Raw genomic sequence first — 22,620 nt, 5'->3', positions numbered from 1 at the left:
CTTGTTGTGAATGAGTAAGCAAATGCCGCCGAAGGTGATCTCCGGCGGCGATAACCCATACGACATTCATGACGCAAAGTTGAGCAGTTCAGCGACAGCTCATGAGAGCAGTTCCGTGACAGCTCATGAAATCAGCAACAGGAGGGATTCCGCCGTAGTTGGCATTGTAGGAAAATCCAAAAGTTTAGATTTTCCCACAATGCTTATCTTTTGGTCTTTGGTTCGGAATAGTGTAGTGCTGGCGGTCTATCTCTTGTTTTCGGTTGCTTGCTTCCTTACCGTACATGAGCATTTGCACCGGGGTTATCGTTGCCGTAGCCTTCCAGAAGGTTGATTGCGCCCCAGATACCAAGACCTGCACCGAGAGCTACTACCAGAGTCTGCAGAACACCGACTGCGCTGTTGAAAAATGCCATAAAGTTTTCCTCCTTGATTTGCCCGCCTATGTGGTCGGGATAATGAAATGAAAATTGCCCTCGCAACTCCCGGCATGTGCACCTGCAGGAAAAAAAGGGCATAAAAATATCCGGGGCCGATGATCAGTCAGTCCCGGATATGTAAACAGGCAGCATGCTGCCGCCTGTCGCCCAAGAATTTACTCGTTTTGTTCTGCTTTCCTACAGCCGAGTGTTTCCAGAATCTCTTTCAGATACTTTGCGCTTCGGGCATATTTGTCTCCGGTATCCAATCGGATCCAGATGGTTGCTGTACCCGGGCTGGCATCAATGCTGATGATGTGATCTGCATTGATATACTCCTCGCCGGTGTATACGAATGACGCCATTGTGCCTCCTTATCTGGCAGCTTCCTGCTTTCTGGAAGCCTTACCGGAAGGGCTGGCTGCCACTGTTTCTTCCTTCCGGCCAGACAAGTCCGAGAGGACAGAGCCTCTGGATTTATCTTTATAGGACTCCATCAGGGCTTTCAGTTCCGTGTTGGTCACTTCTCTGGTCTCACGACCCCAGGTGGATCTTCCGGTTTCATCTATGCCGGTCTTCACCGAACGGGAAAGCCGGGTCGTACCATCCTCAGGGAGCTTTATCCAGACGCCTTTCCCGAACTGATTATCGTGAATCATCTTTGGAGAAATCACAAAGGATTCCCAGGGACGGGTATCGGCCTTATCCGGATTCGGGATACTGATTTCCACCAGCTCTTTGCCGCTTTTCGAAGTAAAGGGCTCACCCACGAGCCCCTTACCGAATTTGATCGTTACCTCAGCCAACGGCTGGCCAATGGTTTCGCCACGCGCCATGGCTTCCTCTGCTTCTCTTACGAAGTCAGGAACATCCATCGGCAACGGATTTCTTTCATCTGCCATTGCGGCTTACCTCCTTACTTTTCTGCTTCCATAACGAAAAACTCATCCTTCGGATGAAGCTTTGCCCGGGTACTCAGGTACTTCTCGATGTCGAAGGTGAGTTTCTTATCATGATCGGCGGTGTATTTGTAGTTCGGGTGCTGGGTCAGATCGTATTTATCCGACAGGAAAGGGCGAACACCTCTCAGCTGCAGGACGCATTTGCTGCCGTCCATAACAGCCAGTTCATCACGGCTCATGAGCTCCTTGCCCAGCTTCTGATAGTTTGTTCCGTAGCTTGGACTATTGCCTCGCGTATCCGAGGTATTGAAGGTATCGATCGTTTCCTTGCCGAGCGCTTCGGAGAGTTCTTTCAAAGTAGTGGGTTCGGAGCCGCCCAGGAAGACCTGACAGTCCATGTTGCCGATGATGGTATCGGCATTGTCCTTGTAAATGGCCTTCAGCTGAGACCGGGCCTGCAGCACCAGACAGGCACTGATCTCACGGGAACGGATGGTGGCGACCAGCTTTTCCAGGTTTGGGATCTGGCCAATGTTTGCCGCCTCGTCGATCAGGCACCGCACATGGACCGGGAGCCTGCCGCCGTAAACATCATCCGCTTTTTCACACAGCAGATTAAACAGCTGCGTGTAGATCATACTGATCAGGAAATTGAAACTGCCGTCCGTATCTGACATCATCAGGAACAGGGCAGTTTTTTCATCTCCCAGAGTATCCAGCTCCAGTTCGTCATACATGGTGATCTCGCGGACCTCCTGAATATCAAAGGGAGCGAGACGGGCACCGGCAGACACCAGAATACTTTTCAGAGTCTTGCCCGCAGCCAGCTTGAACTTGGCATATTGCCGGACTGCGAAATGATCCGGCTTTTTCTTTTTCAGGTCTTCAAACATCAGATCCACCGGATTCTGGAAATCCTCATCATCCTCACGGACCTCCATGGCATTGATGAATTCGATGAGTGTGGCAAAGTTCTGTTCCTCCTTCGGTGCCTCATAATGGATGTAGCCGATGAGGGCACAGTAAAGAAGGGTCTCTGCCTTGTCCCAGAATGGATCGCCGCCCTTACCATCACCCTTGGTATTTGCCATGAGTGTGGTCGTCAGCTTCAGGATATCCTTTTCGCTGTGGATATAGGCGAAAGGATTGTAGTGCATGGACTTGTGAAAATTGATTGTGTTGAAGATTTTGATCCGGTAATTCGCGTGGACAAATGCATTTCCAACCTCGAGCAGGGTCGTGCCCTTAGGAAGCGTTTTGTCAATACAGAAAATGATAATTCACTATAAAAAATGTTCGTTTTAATGATGGATTGGCTTAGAAATTGCCGGCAACCACTTCCTGACGTATTAAATTCTTCATTCTGTCCTCTACTGTTACCTTTTTCGCATTGTTGAAGAACACCCCGACAAGGTAAGTAGTATTGCCGATCTTCGTCTTAAAATTACCGCCATCTATATAATTTGCTTTGTTTTCCACCGTTTTCTCTTCTTGCATTCGCTCCGCTCCTTTCCCAAATTCCCCCACAAGGAAAAGGGTAACAAAAAAGGTAACATGACCGAAAAGACTTCTCAAATCACCGCTACCTATGCTTGCTACCCGTATTTTATTTATTTTTCTATTTTCTTGTTACTTTTGTTACCTTTCATAGAAAACCCAGTAAAATCAATGCTTCCACTGGGTAACAACATAAGTAACAACAAGGTAACTTCATCAATTTTGTTACTTAAATGGTATCTCCAATTCCAACTGTTTCGGTATTTCCATAAAACCATCGCTATCCGCTTTGTCGGGGATTTCCTGAGACGAGCCAACACGCACCCAACCTCGTTGCTTGCCATAATCTCCGAAATGCATTGCTCCATCACTCATAACCCAGTCGGTCACAGAATTGTTCATAATATCACAAATCTGCTTTAGTTCAATCCTCTTAGGTTCGTAGTCTCTGTGAAGTGCTTCTTTCCACAACAGTTTGGAACAAACCCTGTCCCCCTTGAAATCATCAAGAAAGGCAAGAATCATTCCGGCATCAGCATCTTCCGGCATGAACTGCTTCTGATAATCTTTCAGGTATTCAGAAGAATCCTTACTAAGCATCAGCCTGAAATCTCCTGATCTGAATATCTCCATAGCTTCCGCCCACACCTGCTCGATATATTCCCTTGAACTTGCTTCATTATCAAGAATATGGCACTCTGCTCTCTCAGGATAGACCATGACCGGCATAAATCGTCTGTTACCGGTACGATCAAGCGGAAGCGTATCCATAGCATTGGAAGTACCGCCAAACACGCACTGTCTCGGTCTGTCCTTTGGCTGTGTCTCATAAGGTACTTTATAAATATCACTCTGCCTACTGATAAAAGACTTAATATCCTCAATGCTCCTGGCACTGGCAGTCGCTATCATTTCCGACAGTTCTATGATTAGATGCCCTTGCATTTTTCGGAACACATTTTCATCATCAAGTTTTTTCAGATCATCAGTAAACCATGAATCATTCATGGCAAGGAACCTGAAAAATGTGGACTTTCCGGCTCCCTGACCACCCACCAGTATCAGCATATACTCAAACTTCGTCCCTGGGCGAAACACTCTTGAAATTGCCCCCAACAGAAGAACTTTCATTGCTTCATAGGTATAGACATTCCTATCCGCTCCAAGAAAGTGATACAGCACATCTTTGATACGCTCTTTTTTGTCCCACACTAAGGAATTGAGTTTTTCCTGAATCGGGTGATACTTGTTTTCCATAGCGACCACATTGATTGCCGATTTTATCTTTTTCTCCGTGGTCAGACTGTAATTCTCTTCAAGATACAGCATGATATGGTCTATGTCAGAATCAGTCAGCACAGGGCTTTCCCGATACCACCCTAAGTCTTTTACAATGTCGTTCCGATCTGTCATCATGTTGTAACGAATAACACCCTTGAACTTCGGATCATTCTGCAATACTGTAACAACATTCCTAATGCACTGCTTCACAGCTCCTTTGTCTGTTATGATTAAATGTTCTCTGATTTCTGCGATACTCACTAACTTTTCGTTCAATATCTGCCACCCCCTTTCCCAAATCTTTTACCAGCATTTCTTTTTCTTCCTCTAATCCCCATAGCAAAGTATCAAGCTGATATTGCACCTTAGGCGATTCTGCACCGCTTCCTCATACCTTGCATCAATTTCATCAATGCTTTTCGGTTTGAAGTCTCTCTCCCATTCTTTTAACAAATGATAATAATCAGATAACACATGATATATCTTTGTTTTAGCTTCTTCCAGTATCTGCATCGGAGATTTTTCTCTCCTGACCAGCTTTGGTGGAGACCGCACCGAACTGTCATAAGCTATTCCAAATTCATCAGCAATCTGCATAGCTGCATCTTTGGGAGAAAGGTTATAATACTTAGCAACAAAATCAATTGCATCTCCCTTTTCCCCGCAACCAAAGCAAAAATATTTTTTATCCATCGGCTTTACTTTCATGCTCGCTGTCTTATCCTGATGAAACGGACACTTGCACATATTACCCCGATTGAAAACAATACCGGCTCGCTCCATAACCGCCCTTGCGGTCACTCGTTCCTTTACTTCATCAAATACTCCCATAATATCCTTTCCGGACAATAAAAAAGCATCTGTCTCTCCAGTCATGGATAACAAATGCTCCTTAAAGTTCCATATTCTTTTTTCTGATAGGCACGTCTCGTTTCTGCTCATCTTCCCTAATTTGCTTCTGCATGGCTTTCAATTTTTCCTGAATAGATACCCTTGCGTGCTCCTTGATCTGCTCCTTTGCCTTAGTCTTATTCTTCGGCTCATTCAGGGCAGAAATAATATTGCCAAGAAGAACCTGAGACGCTTTCTCCAGTCGGAAAACAATCGCATTTACGACTTTGGAAGCTACCGACTTAGAACTGTCGCTGAGTTTCTCCTTCGGCTGTTTCTGTAACAATTCTCCGTAATCTTTTACTACATCAACATCATGCTTCACAGTTTCCTCTTTCACACGCTCTGTGACAACCTCACAAGCCTTTTCATAGGCAAGGTCAACTGCTTCCTCAACAACTGCGTTTACGTCCTCTATCTTCATCATAAGCCCGTCTAACAGGGCTTGCTTTTCCTCAATGCGTTTCTGTTGGTTCATGAGGATAAAATCCTGCTTTTCCAAATAACTTGCACCACCATAGACCGGTTCAACATCAATATTTAATCCATGCTTTTGGCAAATACTAATGAACAGCTTTCTACACTCATCATCAAATACCATCTTCCGATTGTTGTATTTTCCCTTTTTCTCATTCGGCTTCGGAAGTTCAAACCCTAATTCTTCCAATGCCTTATCCTGTTGGGGACATAATTCTCCATACTGGTTCAATGCGTCAAAAACGTGCCTTTCATGGATATGCGGAGTAGCTTCATCAAGATGTAAAGCCCAGTCCAAAATATGTACATGAGAACCATATCTCTTATTAAATTCCTCAAAGTATTCTGCGCTAATCTGAGCAAGCACATCGGCTGAAACTGTTCCGTCAATGTTTCCAAGCTGTAATAAAGTTTCTTCCGGACACGTTTTATTATTTTCAAGAATACCATCAATCGTTTTTACACGGTCATAGTGCCTTGCCTTTTGATTTCTTTCATTCTGTCCGTCCACATGATCTGAATATTTCTCAACATAATACGCTTTCTCAACTTCTGTGAAAGTAAATCTTGCTCTTTCGTTTTCATCATTCGGCAGACTATAACCCTGATAGCAGTCCCAATAGACATTGAATTTCGTCCTCTCTGCGTCAATATGCTCACTATTCTCCACATCAAATCTGCGGTCATTATGCTTTGCATCGTAAGTCCCATGCTTACCTGATCTTCCATTATGTCTAGTTGCTTTCATTCATATCTTTCCTTTCTTTTCAACAAAAAAAGACCAAGTAAATTTCTCTACTCAGTCTGTTAATAACAACAATATTTAATTATTTTCCCGAAGGGAACAGCAACGAAGTTGCCAAAACTTGTGAAGCTCTGCTACAAGTAATACCCAGTACTTAGTGGCGAAACGCCACTAACTGGGCAATGGTTGCACCCTTGACCTGCTAAGGCGCTTCGCCCTTAACCCGAGCGGAGTCTTTCTCCTGCACCTTGCGTAAGGCTCTGCCTTTACAATCCGACAACCTGAAAGTTGTCAGTCTTTCATCTTTTTTATCACTCACTAATTAACTGTAATCCATTAGGATTTAGCTGATATATTTTATCACACACCTCTTCAATGTACTTTCTATCGTGAGAAATGCTAATGACAGCCCCTGGAAATTCTCGGAGCATTTTTCTTATTACCGGGCCGGATAATGGTGAAAAATTTCTTGTAGGCTCATCCAGAATAAGAACATTCGCACCACTTAAACTCATCCTCAAAAGAAGCACTTTCGCCTTTTGTCCACCAGACAACTCCCGAATAGGATGCTCCATTTCATCTGGCGTGTATTTAAGTGAACCTAGGTATGTTCTAATTCTTGTACGCTCTTCTTTATCTCCTGTTTTATCAAGGTAATCAACCGGTGTAACAGATAGCTCCAACAAATCTTCATAATTTTGGGGCATATATTCTGCTTTAATATCATTCCGATTCATAAGTTCTTCCGCTATCTTTTTTAGAAGAGTCGTTTTTCCTGCCCCGTTGGCTCCTATAATACAGATTTTCTCTGATCCTTTTATTTTCAAATAAATTCCTTCTGCCAAAATTCTTTCGCCTTCTGGAGTCATTAGCTTTGAAAGTTCATATTCTATGACCGTTTTCCCTGTTGGAATGTATGCGTTTTTATCTCCTAATTTAAAAAAGATTGCTTCTTCCTGCTCCGGCATTTGCGTCATATTTTCGTCTTCTCTTTCAAATCTTCGCCCCATAGCCTTAACTGTGTGCATTTTGTCCTTCAAATTCTTTGCCACCGACGGCGCTTGTCTGGAACAATTTGCTAATGCGCTTTGCACACTCTGAGACACTCTTTGATATTTCTCATCTCGAATCTTTTTTTCCCTACGGTCACATAGTGCCCTCTGTTCTTGAAGTTCAAATTTATGAAGCCGTTCCTCCACATAGTTTCTATAGGGAAGCTTGGCCACGGTATATCTCGCTTCTGTTTTTCGCTTAATCTGCTCGATATGTATTACCATGTTGGCGGTACGCTCTATCAATGTTTCATCGTGTGAAATAAAAAGCACAATATGTTTCCATTCATTTATGGTTTTTTCCAGTAATGTAAGCGTCGCAATGTCAATATCATTTGAAGGTTCGTCTAACAATAGCACAGAAACATCGCGAATAAAAAGCCGCATGAGTTGTACCTTGACTTTTTCTCCTCCTGAAAGGCTCCCCATCATCTGACTACTGTAGAAAAAATCATTTTTTATTCCAAATTTTCCTGCAGTAACAGACAGTTCTTTTGGCGTTTTCTCCCAGAATATTTCTTCCTCAGAAAAATACTCGTATACGGTTTTTTTCTTATCTTCATCGGGCATCTCTTGCGGAAGGTAACCAAAACGTTCGTTTCCCATTACTCTTTCCCCATCCGCTTCTATATAGTTTTCTATAAGCGATGGATCATATATCCACTTCATTAATGTTGATTTTCCGTTCCCTTCTTCTCCAATGATAACTGCTTTATCTCCATCATTTAGCACAAGGTTGAAATCATCAAGAATTACTCTCAGGTCTTTTTTATGTGTTAAATTTAATTTCTTTATCTGTAACATAAAGTTCCTCCTTTTCGAAACACGAGTCAATTATTTTTGTACACACAAAAACGAGCCTTTTTTGCATACGCAAAAATAGACTCGCCAAATAGACCTTTATTCCTTTCCCTAAGGAAAAGCAAAGGAAATGCCTCTTGCGATAATCCAACTTAAGCGTACACAAAAATAAACCTATTTTCTACAGGCTCAATAACTATATGTGTCTTACTTAAATTAAATTATCTATTAATCATTTCCTCACCTTACACGAAATGTGCCATCCTTTTTTCTAATGATAATACTATCATACTGTATTTATTGTGTCAACACATTCCACCTTATAGAAGCGCAAATTCAAATTTTCTGTTCCCTATAAAATTAATTTATTGGGATTTACCAAATCGCCAAACAACGATTTGGTAAACCATCTATACAATACCATACTTCATTGTCCATTACAATAATTGCATCGCTCCCGCTTATTCTCATCAATTCTGCAACTATTATATTGTGATATTATGCTTACTCTTAGGCTGTCTGTTCACTTTTCTTTGCGTGATACGCTTCACGTCTCATAGCCAGTGTTTTTTCATATCTTACTTTTGCAATAGGATCTCCGCTTAATGCATCGTCACGCATTTTCCGGTAACTCTTTACTGTAGCTCTTACCTGATACTGTTTACGCTCTGCAAGCTGGCTCTGTGCTTCCTGATCTCCGGCTTCTGCTTTTGCCTTCAAAGCTTCCAACTGCTCCTTTCTCCTTGCAGTATGCCGTCTGTTGTATTCCGCATTTTTCTCTTCTAAATATTTCGCATATTCAGGGTCATTTTCTGCTCTCTGCTTACGCTTTTCTGCTGATTTCCTTGAACGCTCCCTTGCAATAGCCCTACGCTCTTCAAGCTCTCTGATTGCTTCCTGATTGCCTTCTTCTGCCTGTTCCTTTAATTCTGCCAAAGCAACCTTTTTCTTCCTTGTAGCACGCTCCTGACGCTTCTTTTCCCTTTCCAAAGCCAAGCGTTTTTTCTCTTCCATCTTCGCCCGATATTCAGGGTCAGCCATTCTCAATTCTCGCATTTTTTCAGCTCTCTTATGGTTGTTCTGTCTACCTTTTTCAAGGATTGCATTATATTCTGCCATAGCTTCAGGATCTCCAGCTTCTGCTTTTGCCTTGATCTCTGCACGCTTCTGCTTTCTTTTCTGCGTAGATTTCTTAGAAGATTTTCTCTTTCTTTCAGCAATCTCTTCCGCTCTGCGTGCTTCCTCTGACTGCAAGGCTTCCACTTCGTCCTCACTGAGTGGAAGAACGAAATTTCCAATGAAATTGAAATAAATATCCACTTGCTGAGTACGGTCTTTTGTCCTGCCACCCTCAGCTTCATGAATTACAACCTTTTCAATGAAATCATTAAGCATAGGTGTTGTCAGTTCCTCAAAATCTCGGTATTTCTTATCCAGTCGCACAAATTTATCAATCTGCACTGCCTTAGTGGATATACGTTCTGTAGCAGTTTCAAGTTCTGAAATTCTCTGCTCTAGGTTGCTTTGTTCGGTGTCATATTCTGTCATAAGACGATTGAACTGTCTTTCCGGCAATCGCCCTAAAGTGAAATTTTCATACAATCCCTTTATCAGATCATCTAAATCCATCATGCGACGCTTAGCTTCCAATAGCTCCTTTTTATCATTGGTATTGTCCTTTTCACACTGTATTTCATACTGTGCCTTCAACTGTTCCACAAATTCCTTTTCATCATTCAGGACATACTGTGACACTCTCTTAGTTGCCTGATAAATCAGCATTTCTACTGTACTTGCCTTAATATAATGACCAGTACATGAATGATATTTATTGTGATACCGGCTACACCGGAATGCCTGATTGCTGTCATATATTTTTCCATCTTTCGACTGTGAATTGATATATGCCAGTCTGCTTCCACAATCCGCACAATAAAGGAGTCCAGACAGCCTATGCGTAGGCTTTTCACTGTTTCGTCTAGGTGAAACTCGTTTCCTCATTTTCTGTGCCTTATCATAAGTTTCCTGATCTATGATAGCTTCATGAGTATTATAGAAAATAAGCAGCTCGTCCTCATTCACAACTCTTTTTCGCTTCGTCTTGAAACTGTCTTTTGTTGTCTTTCCAAGAATGGTATGCCCCAAATACTCACGTCTGCTCAGAATATAGCCGACTGTTGTTGCATTCCATGTATAAGCATCATGGTATCTCGTACACTGGCAATCCTCAGGATGATTCTGTCTCGCATAAGCTGACGGAATAAGCACTTTATCCGCTGACAAGGTATCTGCTATTGCAGTTGCTCCCATTCCCTCGCAAGCAAGCTGAAAAATGCGTCTTACAACCGAAGCGGATATTTCATCAACATACAAAGTCTGCTTATCCTCAGGCTTTCTGTAATATCCATAAGGCACAGCACCGCTGACACGTTTTCCATCTCTCATTCTAGCCTTAAATACCGCCTTAATCTTCTTACTGGTGTCTTTTGCATACCATTCATTCATAATATTCAGGAATGGTGTAAAGTCATTATCTGTCGGATTGGCACTGTCAACTCCGTTATTAACTGCAATAAAGCGGACACCTTTCTTTGGAAACATCATTTCAGTATAAAAACCTACTTGCAGATAGTTTCTGCCAAATCGTGACATATCCTTGACAATCACTGTTCCAACTCTTCCGGCTTCAATCTCTGCCAAAAGTGCATTGAAAGCCGGTCTGTTGAAATTTGTTCCTGAATATCCATCATCACTGAAATGTCGGACATTCTCGAAACCATTTTGTACTGCATAATCTTCAAGATATTGTTTCTGATTTGTTATGGAGTTCGATTCTCCTTGAATCTCATCATCACGAGACAGACGCTCATAAAGTGCTGTTATTCTGTTATCTTTAGCCATTTTCTCAGCTCCTTTCATAATGCTAAAAATAAGAACACACAGAAAACACTTCATTTTTTATTGACCTATTTTCTCTGTATTCTTAAAATCTAACCCTTCGGGTCTGTCAGAACATAGGAAGAATGCAGCTGCAACAGGTTTGGCTTAATCCAGAACCGGGTTTTACCGGAACCGGAGCCGCCGACGATCAGTACATTCTTGTTTCTGGCATTGGCAGGATTCTTCGGACGGTTGCTCATCATCAGCCGCTCTGTCTTTGTGAGGATCACATTATTCTCAAAGACCGGATCGATGAAGGGCTCGATGTCCTTCGGCCCACCCCATGAAGCGTTTTGTCAAGTGCTTTTTTGAGTTATTGACGCAAATTCTTGTGAAAGTGCGAAAGTGCAAAGTGCAAAGGGTCTGCGTTTTGCACTTTCAGCTTGCGGGTTCGGGCGGCTGCTTCTTCTTGATGAAGTTATACCATTGACCGCCGACACGCCTTGCGCCCAAAATGCTGCCCATGTTGCGCTTGGCGTTCTGTACCGTCCTCTCGGATATTCCGGCTTCGGCTGCGGCCTTTACAATGTCCTCGCTGGCAAGCTCTTTCCCGTCTGCAAGCAGGTCAAGTATCAGCTTCTCGGCTTGTTCGGTCTTGGTGGCGGTGTTCCCGCCCGCGCCGGATAGCAGCTCGTCGGCGGTTATGTCGTATTCGCCTATCCATGAAAAGCCTGTTTCCGGGTCAAGGCAAAAGGCAACGGGCTTGCCCTCCGGCGCCAGGGAAGATTTGTCATGGACGATAACACGCACATTCGGCTCCCGCTTCACGCGCCCGATCAGCAGGACGCTCCTTGCTGCGGCGCGGAAGTCGATAGAACCTAAGCCCCGGTATGCGCTCTGCCCTCCGGCAGCTTTGTTCAAGTGTCCGATAAGGATAACGGCGCACCCGGTACGCTCGGCAACATCGGCAAGACGGCGGAACATGGGGCGCACTTCGTTTGCCCGGTTCATGTCGGTCTTTTCGCCCATGTACGCCTGTATTGGGTCAAGGATAATCAACCGCGCCCCGTTCTGCGTGATTGCCTTTTCTATGCGCTCGTCGGAGAGGGTAAGCTCCCGCTTGGCTTCATCAATCACAAGCACGCGGTCAAGGTCGGCTTCGGCTTCTATCAAGCGGGGCTTGACGGTATCGCCCAGCCCGTCCTCGGCGGTCTGGTAAATCACTTGGAATGGCGGCAGGGGCTTCATTCCCGGCAGCGTTCCCCCGGTGGTGCAGGCAGCGGCAAGGCGTAGGGCAAAGGTGGTCTTGCCCTCGCCGGGGTTGCCTTGCACAATGGTTACTTTCCCGAAAGGGATATACGGCTCCCATAGCCATTCAACGGTCTGCGTGTCAACCTCGCTCATGCGGATAATCTCGACGGTTTCTTCCTGCGGCGGCTCTTTCAGGCCGTAAACTGCTTCCTGGATATACTTCCCGTCTGTGATTTCTGCCCGGTGCTGCAATACCTCGTTCCAGTCCTTAAACAGCGGCACAAGGCGGTGGACGGTCAAGCCCTCCGGCACAAGCTCCGCAAGGCGGCTACAAGCGTCGTTTCCGGCTTGGTCGCTGTCAAGGCAGAGGTAAACGGTCTTGATGTTCGGACGGTCAGAAAGGAAACGCAATAGGGCTTTTTCTCCCACGCCGCCCAATGACAAATAGCTCTGCTTCTGCCATTCCTTTTTGAACAGGCAGAGGAAAGAGAGCAGGTCAACGGGGGCTTCAAAGGCAAAAAGCCTGTCGCCCTCGCCCCGGTAACAGAAATTAAAGGCTTTGTCGCTGCCTTTCACATCGAGCCGGAAGTTTCCCGCCGTTCCCTTGCTGTGGGCGTAGCGCGGTATTCCGTCCTCGTCCCGCCCCACAAATACGGCGTTGTGGTGGGCTGCGTCCTCGTAAATATCGCCGCGGGCAAAGAAAAAGCCCGTCACATCTTCATCAATGCGGCGGGCTGCTGTGAGGTAGTTCCTCGCTGTTCGGTTGTCGCTGTTTGGGGGTGGTAGTCGGAAGTCGGAAAGGGACGCGGGGCAAGGTCTGTCCGGCGGCGGTGCGGCTCCCTTTTCTCCTGTGAGAAGTTCCACGGCTTCGGTGAAGCTCTTGCCGAAAAACTCTATAACAAAATCAACGGGGCCGCCGCCCTTGCTCTGGCTGTGCCTGTACCATTTGTTTCCCCGGACGGTCAAGCTGTCGTGCCGTTTCCAGCGGTATTCATTCCCGGCGCGGGTAAGCTGCTCGCCCTGTGATTGCAGGAAAGAAACAAGGTCGGCTTGATTCGCCCGGTCTATCTGTTCTTGGGTGTAGTACAAAAATCTCAACTCCATTCATCGTTCTAAGTCGTGCCGCTTGGCGCGGGTCTGCTCCGGCTGGTCGGCTTTCAGTGCAATATCAACGCACTTGCGGATATTGTGCAGCTCGGCAACCTCGGCGCGGGTTTCTTTCAGCTTGGTATATTCCGCTGTTCTCTGCCCGCTGAGAGTGGCGTACTCTTTTTCCCATTCAGAGATAGGCAAGGTCTTTGTCCCTTTCGGCAGATTTGCATGGAGATAGCGGCTCGCTGCGTTCCATAGCGTAAGCTCGGCGCGGTGGGCTTCCTCGTACTTGTCACGCTTGCTCGTCCAGCCATTTTTCAGCTTTTTCAGCTCGTCGTGAATGGGCTTGTACTCGGTGTAGTTCTTCCCGTATTCAATCAGCTTTTGCAGCTTCTTCATGCGTTCCTCGGCGGTTTTCATTCCTGCCCGGATAGTGTCGGCCTGTTCGCTGACAGAGGAAAGGGCTGCGTCCAGCTCATCAAGGGTAGAGATACCATGCTCGGTCAGATAGTTGACCGCTGCCGCTATGGTTTTCAGTTCATCGGCTGTGTGCTGTTGTTGCCAACGCTGCGAATACTTCCGGCTCTTTTCTCTCTGAACGCTCAAATACTTCATCAGCAGATTTGCAAGGCCGGGGGATTGTTGCGGCTGTTCCGGGGCGGTTTCCCACGCTTTGAACAGGTCGGCAATCCATTCTTTGAGCTTTCCAATCTGCGCTCGGATTTCCCGTATAAGGCGGTTTGCCTTTTGGATATTCCGGTTCAGTTCGCCTTTCTCGGTGGCAATACCTTTCTTCTCCATCTGGCAAGCCGCCACGCCCATGTGGACGGTGGGTATCTCGCCAATGCCGCGCTCGGCGTTGCTGCGGTAGTCGATACGCTCCGGGTGTCCGGCGCGTTCAAGGTAGGCGTTTGAAATATCCGCCCATGCCTTGCGCCATAAAAGCGCGTTGCCCTTGTCGTTCCAGCCTGTGAGGTCAACTTTGTGTGTCTTGTATCTGCCGCTTGGTAAGCGTATGCGCTCGCCGTTCTCGTCAAGGTCATATTCCTTTTTGGACTTCGCCGCCCATGCGCCGCGCTCGTCAAGGGGGCGCATGGTAAGCATGATATGACAATGGGGGTTGCCGCTGTCGGTGTCGTGAATGGCAAAATCAACGCACATTCCTCTTGAAACAAATTGAGAGGAACAGTATTCACGGACAAGCCGGATCTGTTCCTCTCTGGATAATTCTATGGGGAGTGCTGCGTCAATCTCTCTGGCAAGCTGGGCGTTCCCGGCTTTCTCGTAAAGCTCCACGCTGTTCCACAAGGTTGAACGGTCAGAGAAAGAGGGCGGGGCATGGGGCGGCAGTAGGATTTCCGTATGGACAACGCCGCGCTTGCGGGTGTAGTCATGGGTCATTCCGTCCCACTCGTTTGTGATTTTCTCGCCGCTTCGATAGGCGGCTGCGGCAACGGCTGACTTGCCTTTTCCTCGGCTCACAATGCCGATGTTACAATGGTAAATGGCTATGGGTATCACCTCCCGGATAGGATAACCAAACCCGCAAAAATGGTACAGACGCCAACGGCGGGTGTACTGTTTTTGTGGGTGTGCAGGGATAGCCGCGTAAGCGGCGCAAGGGGTGCAGCCCCTTGTTGCGGCAAAGCCGCCATATCGGAGCGCGGGGAAAGTTCCCTGTGCGGAGATACGCCCTCGGCAGAGCGCACACGCCCGCAAGGGTGTATAAGTGCGCCCTTTGTTCCAAAGGGATTATTCGCTTTTCCCGCCCTCGGTGCGTTTTTTCAGATAAGCCCGCGCTTCCTCGCTCGTCAGGGCAAGCCGGAGAAAGGCGGCGGCTTCCTCATCGGTCATGGTCTTGGCTTCCGGCACAATGCTCTCAAAGACTGCGCCTCGGACGACCAGCCGGTGGCTGCGCGTCCGGCGTTCCTCTTGGGATAACTTTTGCCGCAACACCTTTTCCCGATTTTCAAGCTGCCGGATTTTCTTCTTCCCGTCCTCAATCTCGGCTTGCAATTCCTCGCGTTTTTTTTCTCTCGGTTTCGTCATGGGTGGTCACTCCTTTCTACCTGTCGGCATAGAAAAAGGACAGTCGATTTCCTCGGCTGTCCTTTTGATTAGGGTGTTTGGTTTACTCCGTTCTGCTCAATAAATGGGAATATTAAATATCAATACGCCCTTTAATACATTCCTATTAAAACATCAGCTTCGATTGTCAAATGTGTGAGAGTACGCCAATCAACGCAATCTTTTTCAACGCAAAAGAGAAGCGGCGTCATTTCAATAAACGACATTCTTTGTTCTGATGACAACTGTACGGTGGCTGAAACCGTTTCTCTTGAAATGGTTTTAAGATATTTCTCAAAATATTCAACGACAGACTCATTTGAATAATCTGGATTTTTCAAGTGTGCTTGCACTTTAGTCCTGATTTCCCTCAAATGATTTTTCGTAGGAATTACTTTCACAACATATCCGTTAGGAGATAGCAATCGCTGAAATTCTTTGTAGTGTGCAGGCGAAAATATGTCTAAAATACAATCCATACTTCCGTCTTTCAAAGGGATTTTTGATAAGTCAGCAACAAACCACTTCACTGCTTTGCGCTTGTCTTTTTTTGATGCAATCTGTATTGCCTCCCTTGACAAGTCAAAGGCAAAGATGTTTCGTTCTGTTCTTTGCTGTATCTGCCTTGCATAGAAACCCTCGCCGCAACCAACATCTAAAATGTTTCTTATAGATGGCGTATCAGAAATAAACTGTATGATTTTCTCCAACACAACATCATACATGCCATACTCCAAAATTTGGTGCCGGTTGTCAAAAGACCGCTTGCTGTAGTTGGTTTTGGGCGATGATTTTAACAACAAATTTACATACCCATATCTTGAAATATCAAAGCAATGTCCATGTCTACAAATTAGGCTATTGCCTTGTATATCCATTGATTTTGTGCAAATTGGGCATTGAAAATAAACCTTGCTGTCTGCAAAGCGTGATAAATTATTATTCATTTGTTTTTCCTCCGTAATTACATCTCTGCTTCAATAAGCGAGTTATGCAATACGGATAACCGCAACATAACTCGCGGTTTTATCTTAATCTCATAAATGTAACCATTGTGTTGTCCTCCAATCAATTCCGCAGTATTACTCTGCTTTTAGAAAAAGTATAGCACAAAACTATGAACATTTCAACTCTATTTCAGCCTGTCGGCGACGTTGCTCTCTCTGGCATACCGCCGCGCCGCTTCCCGCCGTTCCTCGCTGTATGGGGCGGTCAGACGGAAAGAGAAGCGGCCTTTCTCAATGTCAAACTCCATGCAGCCCGTTTCCGGGTCTGCGTCAGTCTGCTGGCAGATCGCCGGATAACGGCGGCTGTATGCAAGCAGACGCTTTTTCAAGGCGGTGTTGTGGGTGCGGATATGGATAAGGGGGTCTTTCTCGTCAAACCAAATATCGGTGGTCTTTTCCTGCTTGGTAAGCCCTGTTCTCATGCAAACTCCTTTCTGTGCCCCTGTTACGCAATAGGGGCATTTTTCGGGTGTTTTCTCCGGCTCTTGACTTGGAGAAAACGGCGTTTTTGACGATAAAAACCGCCCGGACGTGGAATGTATCGTCGGGGCGGCTGTTATCGCAAGATTTCCGATTTTTCCGGCTCTTGACCGTCAGACGCAGATAAACACGAACTGTCGGCAAGTATCGTCTTGAGCAGCTTGTCGCGGAATGTTTCTGTGCTGCTGTGATTGAAAAATAACTCCGCAACAATAGTCTGCCCGTTTCTCTGCGTCGTGATGATACTGTCGGGGGTCTGTTCTGCCATAGGCAGCTCCTTTCTCCGGGCACAAAAGAGGGACTTCCCGTAGCCGGAAAATCCCTCTTGGTTGTCGGTTATTCTGTTTTACTGTGCGGGCTGTGCGGCGGCGGTCTGCGCCTTTCTCCTTGCCCGGTATTCCCGCGCCTTGATACGCTCATACTCCCGCTGCTTTTCAAGGTTTCGCGCCCGGTACTCCCTTGAATACTTCCGGTGGTAGGCGCGGCTCTTTTCCTTTTTGGCTTCTTCGATTTCTTCCCGCATTTGCCGGATTTCCTGCTCTGTCGGCTCTGCAAGCTGCGTTACTTCGTTCTCAAATCTGCCGATATAGTTGAAATATATGCTGATGTGCTGGATTGCGTATCTCGCCCTTTTCTGGTCGCGCTCATGCACTTCAATCCTGCTGATAAACTCGTTGAGAATGGCGGGGGTGAGGTCAGTAAAGGCGGCATGGCGTTCCGTCAGCTTCAAAAACTTCTGCGCCCGTCCTCCCGCGTTCTCATAAGCGGATAGCTGCTCTTGGAGTATGGAAAGCTCCGTTTTCAATGCGTAGTATTCTTCTGAATACTTCTGCGACATTTGCTCGTAGCGGTCTTGCGGGATAGTGCCGAGGGCGTTGTCCTCATAGAGCTTGTTCAGCACCTTGTCGATCTGTTCAAGGCGCGTCGTGATTTGTGGGATACGCTTCTGCTGCTTTTTGGTCTGGTCGGTCTGCTGCATGGCAAGGTTCTTTTTCACTAAGGCTTCAAACTCCGCCCGGTTGCTGATAGAATAGTCCTCGATTTTCTTCAGCACTTCCGCGACGGTCTGCATGAGCAAGTCCGCGTCAATGATGTGCGGGGAATGGCATTTGGGGTTTTTGGCTTTTCCCTTGTGGTACTCGCTGCAATAGGCAACGTGCCGCTTGCCGCCGTTTCTGTAATCTATGCGGATGTGCATTTTTGCGCCGCAATCCTTACAGAAAAGCAAGCCCGACAAAGGGTGGATTTCCCCGTCCCCGTTGGGGCGTCTGACGGGCGCGTTTTCCAAAATCCGCTGTGCGGTTTCAAAGTCGGCGCGGTCAATAATCGGCTCATGCACATTTTCGGTTATCTGCCATTGGCTCCGGTCTACATAGTGGTTCCGCTTGTCCCGGAAATGCTTTGTAGTCTTGAAGTTGACTACATCGCCGCAATACTCCTGCCGTGTAAGGATATGGGTCAAAGTGGCTTTGTTCCACTTGTAACGGTTATCCTCATTGAGCGCCCTGTTTTTGCACGTTCCCCGCCCGCGCTCTTTCATGTAGAATGTGGGCGTTGGGATTTGCGCCTGCGTCAGATATACGGCGATTTGGTTGCGGTTTTTCCCGTCCAGAAACAGGCGAAAAATCAAACGGACAACTCCGGCGGCTTCCTCGTCGATTATCCAAAAATCCTTGTTGTCCGGGGATTTGACATAGCCATAGAGAGCTTCGGTGGCAATCGGCTTTCCACTCATGCCCTTCGTCTTAATGCCGGTCTTTACTTTCTTGCTGATGTCCTTTGCGTACCACTCCGACATGATGTTGATAAAGGGCGCAAACTCCAATGTGTCGGGCTTCTCGCTGTCTATCCCGTTGTTGACTGCGATAAAGCGCACATTGTTCCGTCTGAATATCTCCATCGCATTGCCGACTTGGAGATAGTCACGCCCCCAGCGTGTCAGGTCTTTCATAATGCAGACACCGATTTTCCCGTTCTCTACATCGTCCATCATGCGGGAGTAGGCAGAACGGTCAAAAAATCTGCCGCTTTCGTCATCGTCAATGTAGTGCCGGATATTGGTTAAGTGCTGCCCTCTGGCGTAGTTCTCCAAAAAGATTTTTTGGTTCTGTATCGAGTTACTCTCACCGCCGTCCCTGTCCTCGTCGCCCACGGAAAGGCGGGAGTAAAGGGCTGTAATTTTACTATAATCAGTCATGTGCATAACCTCCTGTGCGTCCATATAGGCTTCCTTTACACTTAAAATTATGCACTCCAGCGGGCAGTGCCATATTCTTCGCCGTGCCTGTATTTCTTGCCATTTCTGCCCTTGATCCAGACTGCCAGTCGAAGCGCTGCACCGCAGCAGATACCCAGAAGCAGATCCGTTGGATGCAGACTCGGCAAAGGATTACTAAAGGCCGTGCCCAAAGCAGTCATAAAGCCCAGAAGCTTTTCTGACATATCCGCGCCCTGGGCGATACGCCAGGCTTCGAAGATATTGGTCGAGAGAAGACCTGCCAGAACATAAGGGAGGTTCAGGATTATCAGCTTTTTTGTCTTTGCATTCATCGTCCATCACGCTCCTGTATCTTTTCTCTGACCTTTTTCGGAAGTGCAGCTACCAGAATCTTCAGTCTCTGCAGCTCCTTCAGTACACTCGGTCGTTCCTGAGTTCTCAGCTTTTTATTGCTGTACTCATCAAAGGCGGCAGTCATTGCATCCGCATCCCTGGCCTTAAAGAAGACCAGATACTTGGGAGGCGTTACGGATTTATCCTTGGTAATGGCATAATCGATGCCGTATTTTCGGGCGATGGGCTCGAAATCCCGGATATCCGTATTGGCAATGGGAATACTACTGACTCCCTGATTCTGTCCGATCAGCTCCTGAATGGACTGCTTGCCCTCCGGACGTTCCTCCTTACCGTTTTTCCTGGCTGCATTCACGCGGTAACGATGATTCATATACGCACGGCCTGCAGAAATCAGAGTGCGAAAGCTGAGTCTCGTAGTACTGATCGCAAGGTTCACGGTACGGTTTTCAATTTCCTCCTGCATAGGGTCATTCCTCCTTTCTGTAGATTTTTATAAGCTTCAGCGGCAGTCCTTATCGGCTGCACGCTTCATGCTGTCCTTCATGGGCTGCTCCGATTTTTCACGGTTGTCGCGGACCAGATCATCCGGAAGAGGCAGCGCCATAATGCTGCGTCCCATCTTCATGAAGCACTCTGGCTGATGAAAGAGCTTTTCGAACTTGTCCATCTGCTCCGGAGACAGGCTTCCGAAGTCATCCTCCGTAAGCCCGACTACCAGAAAATCACCGGCGATAATGTCATAAAGCTCGCCCTGGTCATCGCGAAGCGCACGGTTCAGAGGCAAACCTTCGATTTTGCCCTCCTCATTCATGATGAGACCGACATTATCTTCAAAGGGATAGACCACCTCGATGCTGCCGCCGACTGCAGCCTGCAGCGACTCCAGATCAGAGCCAATGGTCACAGCCTTCGGATAGCTTTCCGGCTGGACCAGAAGCACATTCATATCACTCATAGGCACCTCCGGTTAGAAGGTAAGACGGAAGGCCTGATATACTTCACCGTCTACCTCGATAAAGGTTTCGCGTTCCTTCAGGAAATCAGCTGCCATAAAGGCATCCTCCACGGAAACGCTGGTTTCGTTGCCGTCCTTATCAATGTTGGTGATCATCAGCGGAGCTTCCACCAGATAGTCGTTCTCTCCAAGAGTCACCACACATGCACTGTCATAGACCATGCAGAGTCCGAATTCGTCCTCCAGAGACGCATCATCAAACTCGAAACCATGGAAGGAATCATTGCGATGATTGTACGAGGTAACCAGCATCGGCTCCTCAGGATAGAGAATCAGGACAACGCGGTCATCTGCCTCCATCTCTGCAGCGACCTCCTCAATGGCATTGGCATACTTCATTTCGAAGATGGATTCCAGGACCTGAACCGCATCCTCCCAGAAGGACTGTCTGTCCGTCGGGTGACTCACCCTGATATTTTTCTTATTCATGTTCATACCTCCATCAGCGCTCCATATCGCGCTGGCGTTTTTTCATATACTGTTCCAGCAGACGGATGATGGTTTCCTCCATCTGCTTTGCTGTGTAGGACTTCGGGAAATACTTTCGAAGGGAATCTGTGGAGAAGGTCAATCTGCCGACCTCCGGCTTTTTCGCCTCACTCATCACATCGCAGATGGCATCTGCCGTGCAGGCACCTTCCTGACTCAGCTTTTTGATACGCTGTGCCTGGGAAAGAGAAGGCGCGGTCTGGGTCATATCAATGGCTTCCAGAAAATCCTGCTGTTCTTCAGGCTTCAGATAGGAAAGCTCAACTGCCGGATTAAAGGCAATCTGCTTCTGATCCACCATATCCAGAACCTCGGGGATGAGGTTGGTCAGGCGGATATAGCGCTGAACCTGACGGCCGCTTTCACCGGTTTCCTGACCGATCACATCGGCTGCCTCTAACTTTCCGACAACTTGTCGGGAAGTTCCATCTGCCTGTAAATCCTTTCTTTCACCCTGTCTTTTCATGGCCTCCATTTTCATCTTGTAAGCCAGTGCCTTTTCACTTGGCAGGATGTTTTCGCGCTGCAGGTTGGAGTCCACCATGAAGATCACGGCAGAATCATCATCCATTTCACGGACAATTACCGGCACTGCTTCAAGTCCGGCAAGCTCTGCCGCATGGTGCCTTCTGTGTCCGGAGACAATTTCATAACCATCCTCGGCAGGCCTTGCAATCAGGGGAACCACAACGCCGATCTGCTTCACGCTTTCGACAGTTTCCGACATGGCATCGTCATCCAGCACCTTGAAGGGATGATCCTTAAAGGGATGGAGCTGTGACAGCGGAACACTTCTGATTTCTTCCGTGACAGGAGCTGTACGATCCTGTTCGGTGGAGAAGATATCATCGTAGCTGGTCAAGCTCACGTTTACGCCTTTTTTCTGCATCGTGCATCACCTCCTGTGTCAGAGCTTTGTACCCCTGGGCCACCTTACCGTCAGGGTCGTGTGAGAAAATGCTTTTGCCCTCGGCGCTGATCTCCGCAGCACGAATAGAACGGGGAATCACCTGGTCATAAACCTTGATTTTCCCGCCATAGGTATCACGGATCAGAGCAGCAATTTCCTTGGAATAGTTGGTTCTGGCATCCACCATGGTGAGAAGGATACCTTCGATTCTCAGCTTCGGATTGATCTGTCTGCGGACCTTATTGATGGTGCCAAGCAGCTGCTCCAGACCCTTTGCGGAGAGATACTGGGCCTGCACCGGTATCAGTGCATTTTCTGCAGCTGCCAGTGCATTGATGGTCAGCATTCCCAGGGAAGGCATACAGTCGATCAGGATAAAATCGTACTGGTTTTTTACCGTATCCAGATACTGACGGAGGATCTTTTCACGGTTCATGGTGTTGACCAGCGATACCTCCATGCCGGAGAGCTCAATGCTGGAGGGAACCAGATCCACGCCCTCCGGATGATGGAGAATCCCTTCGCCGGGAGCGATGGGCTCCTCGTTAATGACCTTTTTCATCAGGTCAGTGAGAGTGATTTCCAGGTTATCAGGCTGCGGATTTCCCAGTGCAATGGTCAAACTTGCCTGCGGATCAGTATCAACGAGCAAAACGCGTTTGCCCTCTCGGGCCAGTCCAAAGCCCAGGTTCTCACTTGTGGTAGTTTTTGCCGTACCGCCTTTTTGGTTGACTACGGCAGTAATTGTTGCCTTTGGCATATTTCTTCACCTCCTTGCACCGGTAGATA

At 47.1% G+C, this 22,620-nt stretch carries 21 protein-coding genes and 4 pseudogenes; all 25 read right to left on the bottom strand.

Annotated features, from left to right (window positions below):
• Positions 1 to 275: 275 nt before the first annotated feature.
• Positions 276 to 416 (bottom strand): Maff2 family mobile element protein, encoded by a 141-nt coding sequence (locus tag ACTNC3_RS08370; protein ID WP_009533774.1) that lies wholly within the window; start codon positions 414 to 416, stop codon positions 276 to 278.
• 179 nt (positions 417 to 595) lie between these two features.
• Complete coding sequence (locus ACTNC3_RS08365; RefSeq protein WP_441227117.1) at positions 596 to 784, bottom strand: hypothetical protein; 189 nt, start codon at positions 782 to 784, stop codon at positions 596 to 598.
• Between the two features lie 9 nt (positions 785 to 793).
• On the bottom strand, positions 794 to 1,321 hold the full coding sequence (locus tag ACTNC3_RS08360) for a hypothetical protein (RefSeq protein WP_441227116.1): 528 nt from the start codon (positions 1,319 to 1,321) through the stop codon (positions 794 to 796).
• A gap of 14 nt (positions 1,322 to 1,335) precedes the next feature.
• Positions 1,336 to 2,577: pseudogene (locus tag ACTNC3_RS08355) on the bottom strand (VirD4-like conjugal transfer protein, CD1115 family); the annotation flags it as partial.
• Positions 2,578 to 2,638: 61 nt separating this feature from the next.
• Positions 2,639 to 2,818 (bottom strand): transposon-encoded TnpW family protein, encoded by a 180-nt coding sequence (locus ACTNC3_RS08350; RefSeq protein WP_441227115.1) that lies wholly within the window; start codon positions 2,816 to 2,818, stop codon positions 2,639 to 2,641.
• Between the two features lie 225 nt (positions 2,819 to 3,043).
• Positions 3,044 to 4,234 carry a VapE domain-containing protein gene (locus ACTNC3_RS08345; RefSeq protein ID WP_441227121.1) on the bottom strand — a complete coding sequence of 397 codons (1,191 nt, stop codon included), beginning with the start codon at positions 4,232 to 4,234 and terminating at the stop codon, positions 3,044 to 3,046.
• A gap of 192 nt (positions 4,235 to 4,426) precedes the next feature.
• Positions 4,427 to 4,975, bottom strand: a complete 549-nt coding sequence (locus ACTNC3_RS08340; RefSeq protein WP_441227114.1) for a CHC2 zinc finger domain-containing protein — start codon at positions 4,973 to 4,975, stop codon at positions 4,427 to 4,429.
• 16 nt (positions 4,976 to 4,991) lie between these two features.
• A complete protein-coding gene (locus tag ACTNC3_RS08335) occupies positions 4,992 to 6,215 on the bottom strand; it encodes a serine/arginine repetitive matrix protein 2 (protein WP_441227113.1) in 1,224 nt (407 codons plus the stop codon).
• A gap of 308 nt (positions 6,216 to 6,523) precedes the next feature.
• Positions 6,524 to 8,068 carry an ATP-binding cassette domain-containing protein gene (locus ACTNC3_RS08330; protein WP_346793722.1) on the bottom strand — a complete coding sequence of 515 codons (1,545 nt, stop codon included), beginning with the start codon at positions 8,066 to 8,068 and terminating at the stop codon, positions 6,524 to 6,526.
• Positions 8,069 to 8,575: 507 nt separating this feature from the next.
• Entirely contained in the window at positions 8,576 to 9,847 is a 1,272-nt protein-coding gene (locus ACTNC3_RS08325; RefSeq protein ID WP_441227120.1) for a DUF4368 domain-containing protein, read from the bottom strand.
• A pseudogene (locus tag ACTNC3_RS08320) lies at positions 9,845 to 10,408 on the bottom strand (recombinase family protein); the annotation flags it as partial. The pseudogene ACTNC3_RS08320 and the gene ACTNC3_RS08325, both read right to left, overlap by 3 nt.
• A gap of 147 nt (positions 10,409 to 10,555) precedes the next feature.
• Positions 10,556 to 11,298 (bottom strand): annotated as a pseudogene (locus ACTNC3_RS08315) (recombinase family protein); the annotation flags it as partial.
• 85 nt (positions 11,299 to 11,383) lie between these two features.
• A complete protein-coding gene (locus ACTNC3_RS08310) occupies positions 11,384 to 13,285 on the bottom strand; it encodes an AAA family ATPase (RefSeq protein ID WP_002592865.1) in 1,902 nt (633 codons plus the stop codon).
• A 15-nt stretch (positions 13,286 to 13,300) separates the two neighbouring features.
• On the bottom strand, positions 13,301 to 14,809 hold the full coding sequence (gene mobQ, locus ACTNC3_RS08305; RefSeq protein ID WP_441227112.1) for a MobQ family relaxase: 1,509 nt from the start codon (positions 14,807 to 14,809) through the stop codon (positions 13,301 to 13,303).
• A gap of 231 nt (positions 14,810 to 15,040) precedes the next feature.
• Positions 15,041 to 15,337, bottom strand: coding sequence for a DUF3847 domain-containing protein (locus tag ACTNC3_RS08300; RefSeq protein ID WP_002592867.1), 297 nt, complete (start codon positions 15,335 to 15,337; stop codon positions 15,041 to 15,043).
• A gap of 131 nt (positions 15,338 to 15,468) precedes the next feature.
• A complete protein-coding gene (locus tag ACTNC3_RS08295; RefSeq protein ID WP_441227111.1) occupies positions 15,469 to 16,302 on the bottom strand; it encodes a methyltransferase domain-containing protein in 834 nt (277 codons plus the stop codon).
• A gap of 185 nt (positions 16,303 to 16,487) precedes the next feature.
• Positions 16,488 to 16,784, bottom strand: a complete 297-nt coding sequence (locus ACTNC3_RS08290) for a hypothetical protein (RefSeq protein WP_002592868.1) — start codon at positions 16,782 to 16,784, stop codon at positions 16,488 to 16,490.
• 134 nt (positions 16,785 to 16,918) lie between these two features.
• Positions 16,919 to 17,110 (bottom strand): transposon-encoded TnpW family protein, encoded by a 192-nt coding sequence (locus ACTNC3_RS08285; protein WP_002592869.1) that lies wholly within the window; start codon positions 17,108 to 17,110, stop codon positions 16,919 to 16,921.
• Between the two features lie 78 nt (positions 17,111 to 17,188).
• Complete coding sequence (locus tag ACTNC3_RS08280; RefSeq protein WP_330637759.1) at positions 17,189 to 19,039, bottom strand: recombinase family protein; 1,851 nt, start codon at positions 19,037 to 19,039, stop codon at positions 17,189 to 17,191.
• Between the two features lie 56 nt (positions 19,040 to 19,095).
• Positions 19,096 to 19,392: pseudogene (locus tag ACTNC3_RS08275) on the bottom strand (VirD4-like conjugal transfer protein, CD1115 family); the annotation flags it as partial.
• On the bottom strand, positions 19,389 to 19,880 hold the full coding sequence (locus ACTNC3_RS08270; protein ID WP_441227110.1) for a PcfB family protein: 492 nt from the start codon (positions 19,878 to 19,880) through the stop codon (positions 19,389 to 19,391). The gene ACTNC3_RS08270 and the pseudogene ACTNC3_RS08275, both read right to left, overlap by 4 nt.
• A gap of 36 nt (positions 19,881 to 19,916) precedes the next feature.
• Positions 19,917 to 20,372 carry a DUF3846 domain-containing protein gene (locus ACTNC3_RS08265; protein ID WP_441227109.1) on the bottom strand — a complete coding sequence of 152 codons (456 nt, stop codon included), beginning with the start codon at positions 20,370 to 20,372 and terminating at the stop codon, positions 19,917 to 19,919.
• 12 nt (positions 20,373 to 20,384) lie between these two features.
• Positions 20,385 to 20,861 carry a hypothetical protein gene (locus tag ACTNC3_RS08260; RefSeq protein ID WP_441227108.1) on the bottom strand — a complete coding sequence of 159 codons (477 nt, stop codon included), beginning with the start codon at positions 20,859 to 20,861 and terminating at the stop codon, positions 20,385 to 20,387.
• 13 nt (positions 20,862 to 20,874) lie between these two features.
• A complete protein-coding gene (locus tag ACTNC3_RS08255; RefSeq protein WP_441227107.1) occupies positions 20,875 to 21,810 on the bottom strand; it encodes a ParB/RepB/Spo0J family partition protein in 936 nt (311 codons plus the stop codon).
• The gene (locus ACTNC3_RS08250; RefSeq protein ID WP_441227106.1) at positions 21,767 to 22,591 is read right to left on the bottom strand and encodes a ParA family protein; all 825 of its coding nucleotides are present in this window, start codon (positions 22,589 to 22,591) and stop codon (positions 21,767 to 21,769) included. The genes ACTNC3_RS08255 and ACTNC3_RS08250 overlap by 44 nt, the downstream gene beginning before the upstream one ends.
• Positions 22,592 to 22,620 lie beyond the last annotated feature (29 nt).

It is taken from the genome of Oribacterium sp. HCP3S3_B9 (genome assembly GCF_052064255.1).
Taxonomy (GTDB): Bacteria; Bacillota; Clostridia; order Lachnospirales; family Lachnospiraceae; genus Oribacterium.
The sequence above is the reverse complement of the archived record's forward strand: the minus strand, read 5'-3'. Positions and strand labels throughout refer to the sequence as shown.

Excerpts from the sequence above, each read along its gene's own strand:
- ACTNC3_RS08370 (WP_009533774.1), bottom strand. The coding sequence starts at position 416 with ATGGCATTTTTCAACAGCGCAGTCGGTGTTCTGCAGACTCTGGTAGTA.
- ACTNC3_RS08365 (WP_441227117.1), bottom strand. The coding sequence starts at position 784 with ATGGCGTCATTCGTATACACCGGCGAGGAGTATATCAATGCAGATCAC.
- ACTNC3_RS08360 (WP_441227116.1), bottom strand. The coding sequence starts at position 1,321 with ATGGCAGATGAAAGAAATCCGTTGCCGATGGATGTTCCTGACTTCGTA.
- ACTNC3_RS08350 (WP_441227115.1), bottom strand. The coding sequence starts at position 2,818 with ATGCAAGAAGAGAAAACGGTGGAAAACAAAGCAAATTATATAGATGGC.
- ACTNC3_RS08345 (WP_441227121.1), bottom strand. The coding sequence starts at position 4,234 with ATGATGACAGATCGGAACGACATTGTAAAAGACTTAGGGTGGTATCGG.
- ACTNC3_RS08340 (WP_441227114.1), bottom strand. The coding sequence starts at position 4,975 with ATGACTGGAGAGACAGATGCTTTTTTATTGTCCGGAAAGGATATTATG.
- ACTNC3_RS08335 (WP_441227113.1), bottom strand. The coding sequence starts at position 6,215 with ATGAAAGCAACTAGACATAATGGAAGATCAGGTAAGCATGGGACTTAC.
- ACTNC3_RS08330 (WP_346793722.1), bottom strand. The coding sequence starts at position 8,068 with ATGTTACAGATAAAGAAATTAAATTTAACACATAAAAAAGACCTGAGA.
- ACTNC3_RS08325 (WP_441227120.1), bottom strand. The coding sequence starts at position 9,847 with ATGCTGATTTATCAGGCAACTAAGAGAGTGTCACAGTATGTCCTGAAT.
- ACTNC3_RS08300 (WP_002592867.1), bottom strand. The coding sequence starts at position 15,337 with ATGACGAAACCGAGAGAAAAAAAACGCGAGGAATTGCAAGCCGAGATT.
- ACTNC3_RS08295 (WP_441227111.1), bottom strand. The coding sequence starts at position 16,302 with ATGAATAATAATTTATCACGCTTTGCAGACAGCAAGGTTTATTTTCAA.
- ACTNC3_RS08290 (WP_002592868.1), bottom strand. The coding sequence starts at position 16,784 with ATGAGAACAGGGCTTACCAAGCAGGAAAAGACCACCGATATTTGGTTT.
- ACTNC3_RS08285 (WP_002592869.1), bottom strand. The coding sequence starts at position 17,110 with ATGGCAGAACAGACCCCCGACAGTATCATCACGACGCAGAGAAACGGG.
- ACTNC3_RS08280 (WP_330637759.1), bottom strand. The coding sequence starts at position 19,039 with ATGACTGATTATAGTAAAATTACAGCCCTTTACTCCCGCCTTTCCGTG.
- ACTNC3_RS08270 (WP_441227110.1), bottom strand. The coding sequence starts at position 19,880 with ATGCAGGAGGAAATTGAAAACCGTACCGTGAACCTTGCGATCAGTACT.
- ACTNC3_RS08265 (WP_441227109.1), bottom strand. The coding sequence starts at position 20,372 with ATGAGTGATATGAATGTGCTTCTGGTCCAGCCGGAAAGCTATCCGAAG.
- ACTNC3_RS08260 (WP_441227108.1), bottom strand. The coding sequence starts at position 20,861 with ATGAATAAGAAAAATATCAGGGTGAGTCACCCGACGGACAGACAGTCC.
- ACTNC3_RS08255 (WP_441227107.1), bottom strand. The coding sequence starts at position 21,810 with ATGCAGAAAAAAGGCGTAAACGTGAGCTTGACCAGCTACGATGATATC.
- ACTNC3_RS08250 (WP_441227106.1), bottom strand. The coding sequence starts at position 22,591 with ATGCCAAAGGCAACAATTACTGCCGTAGTCAACCAAAAAGGCGGTACG.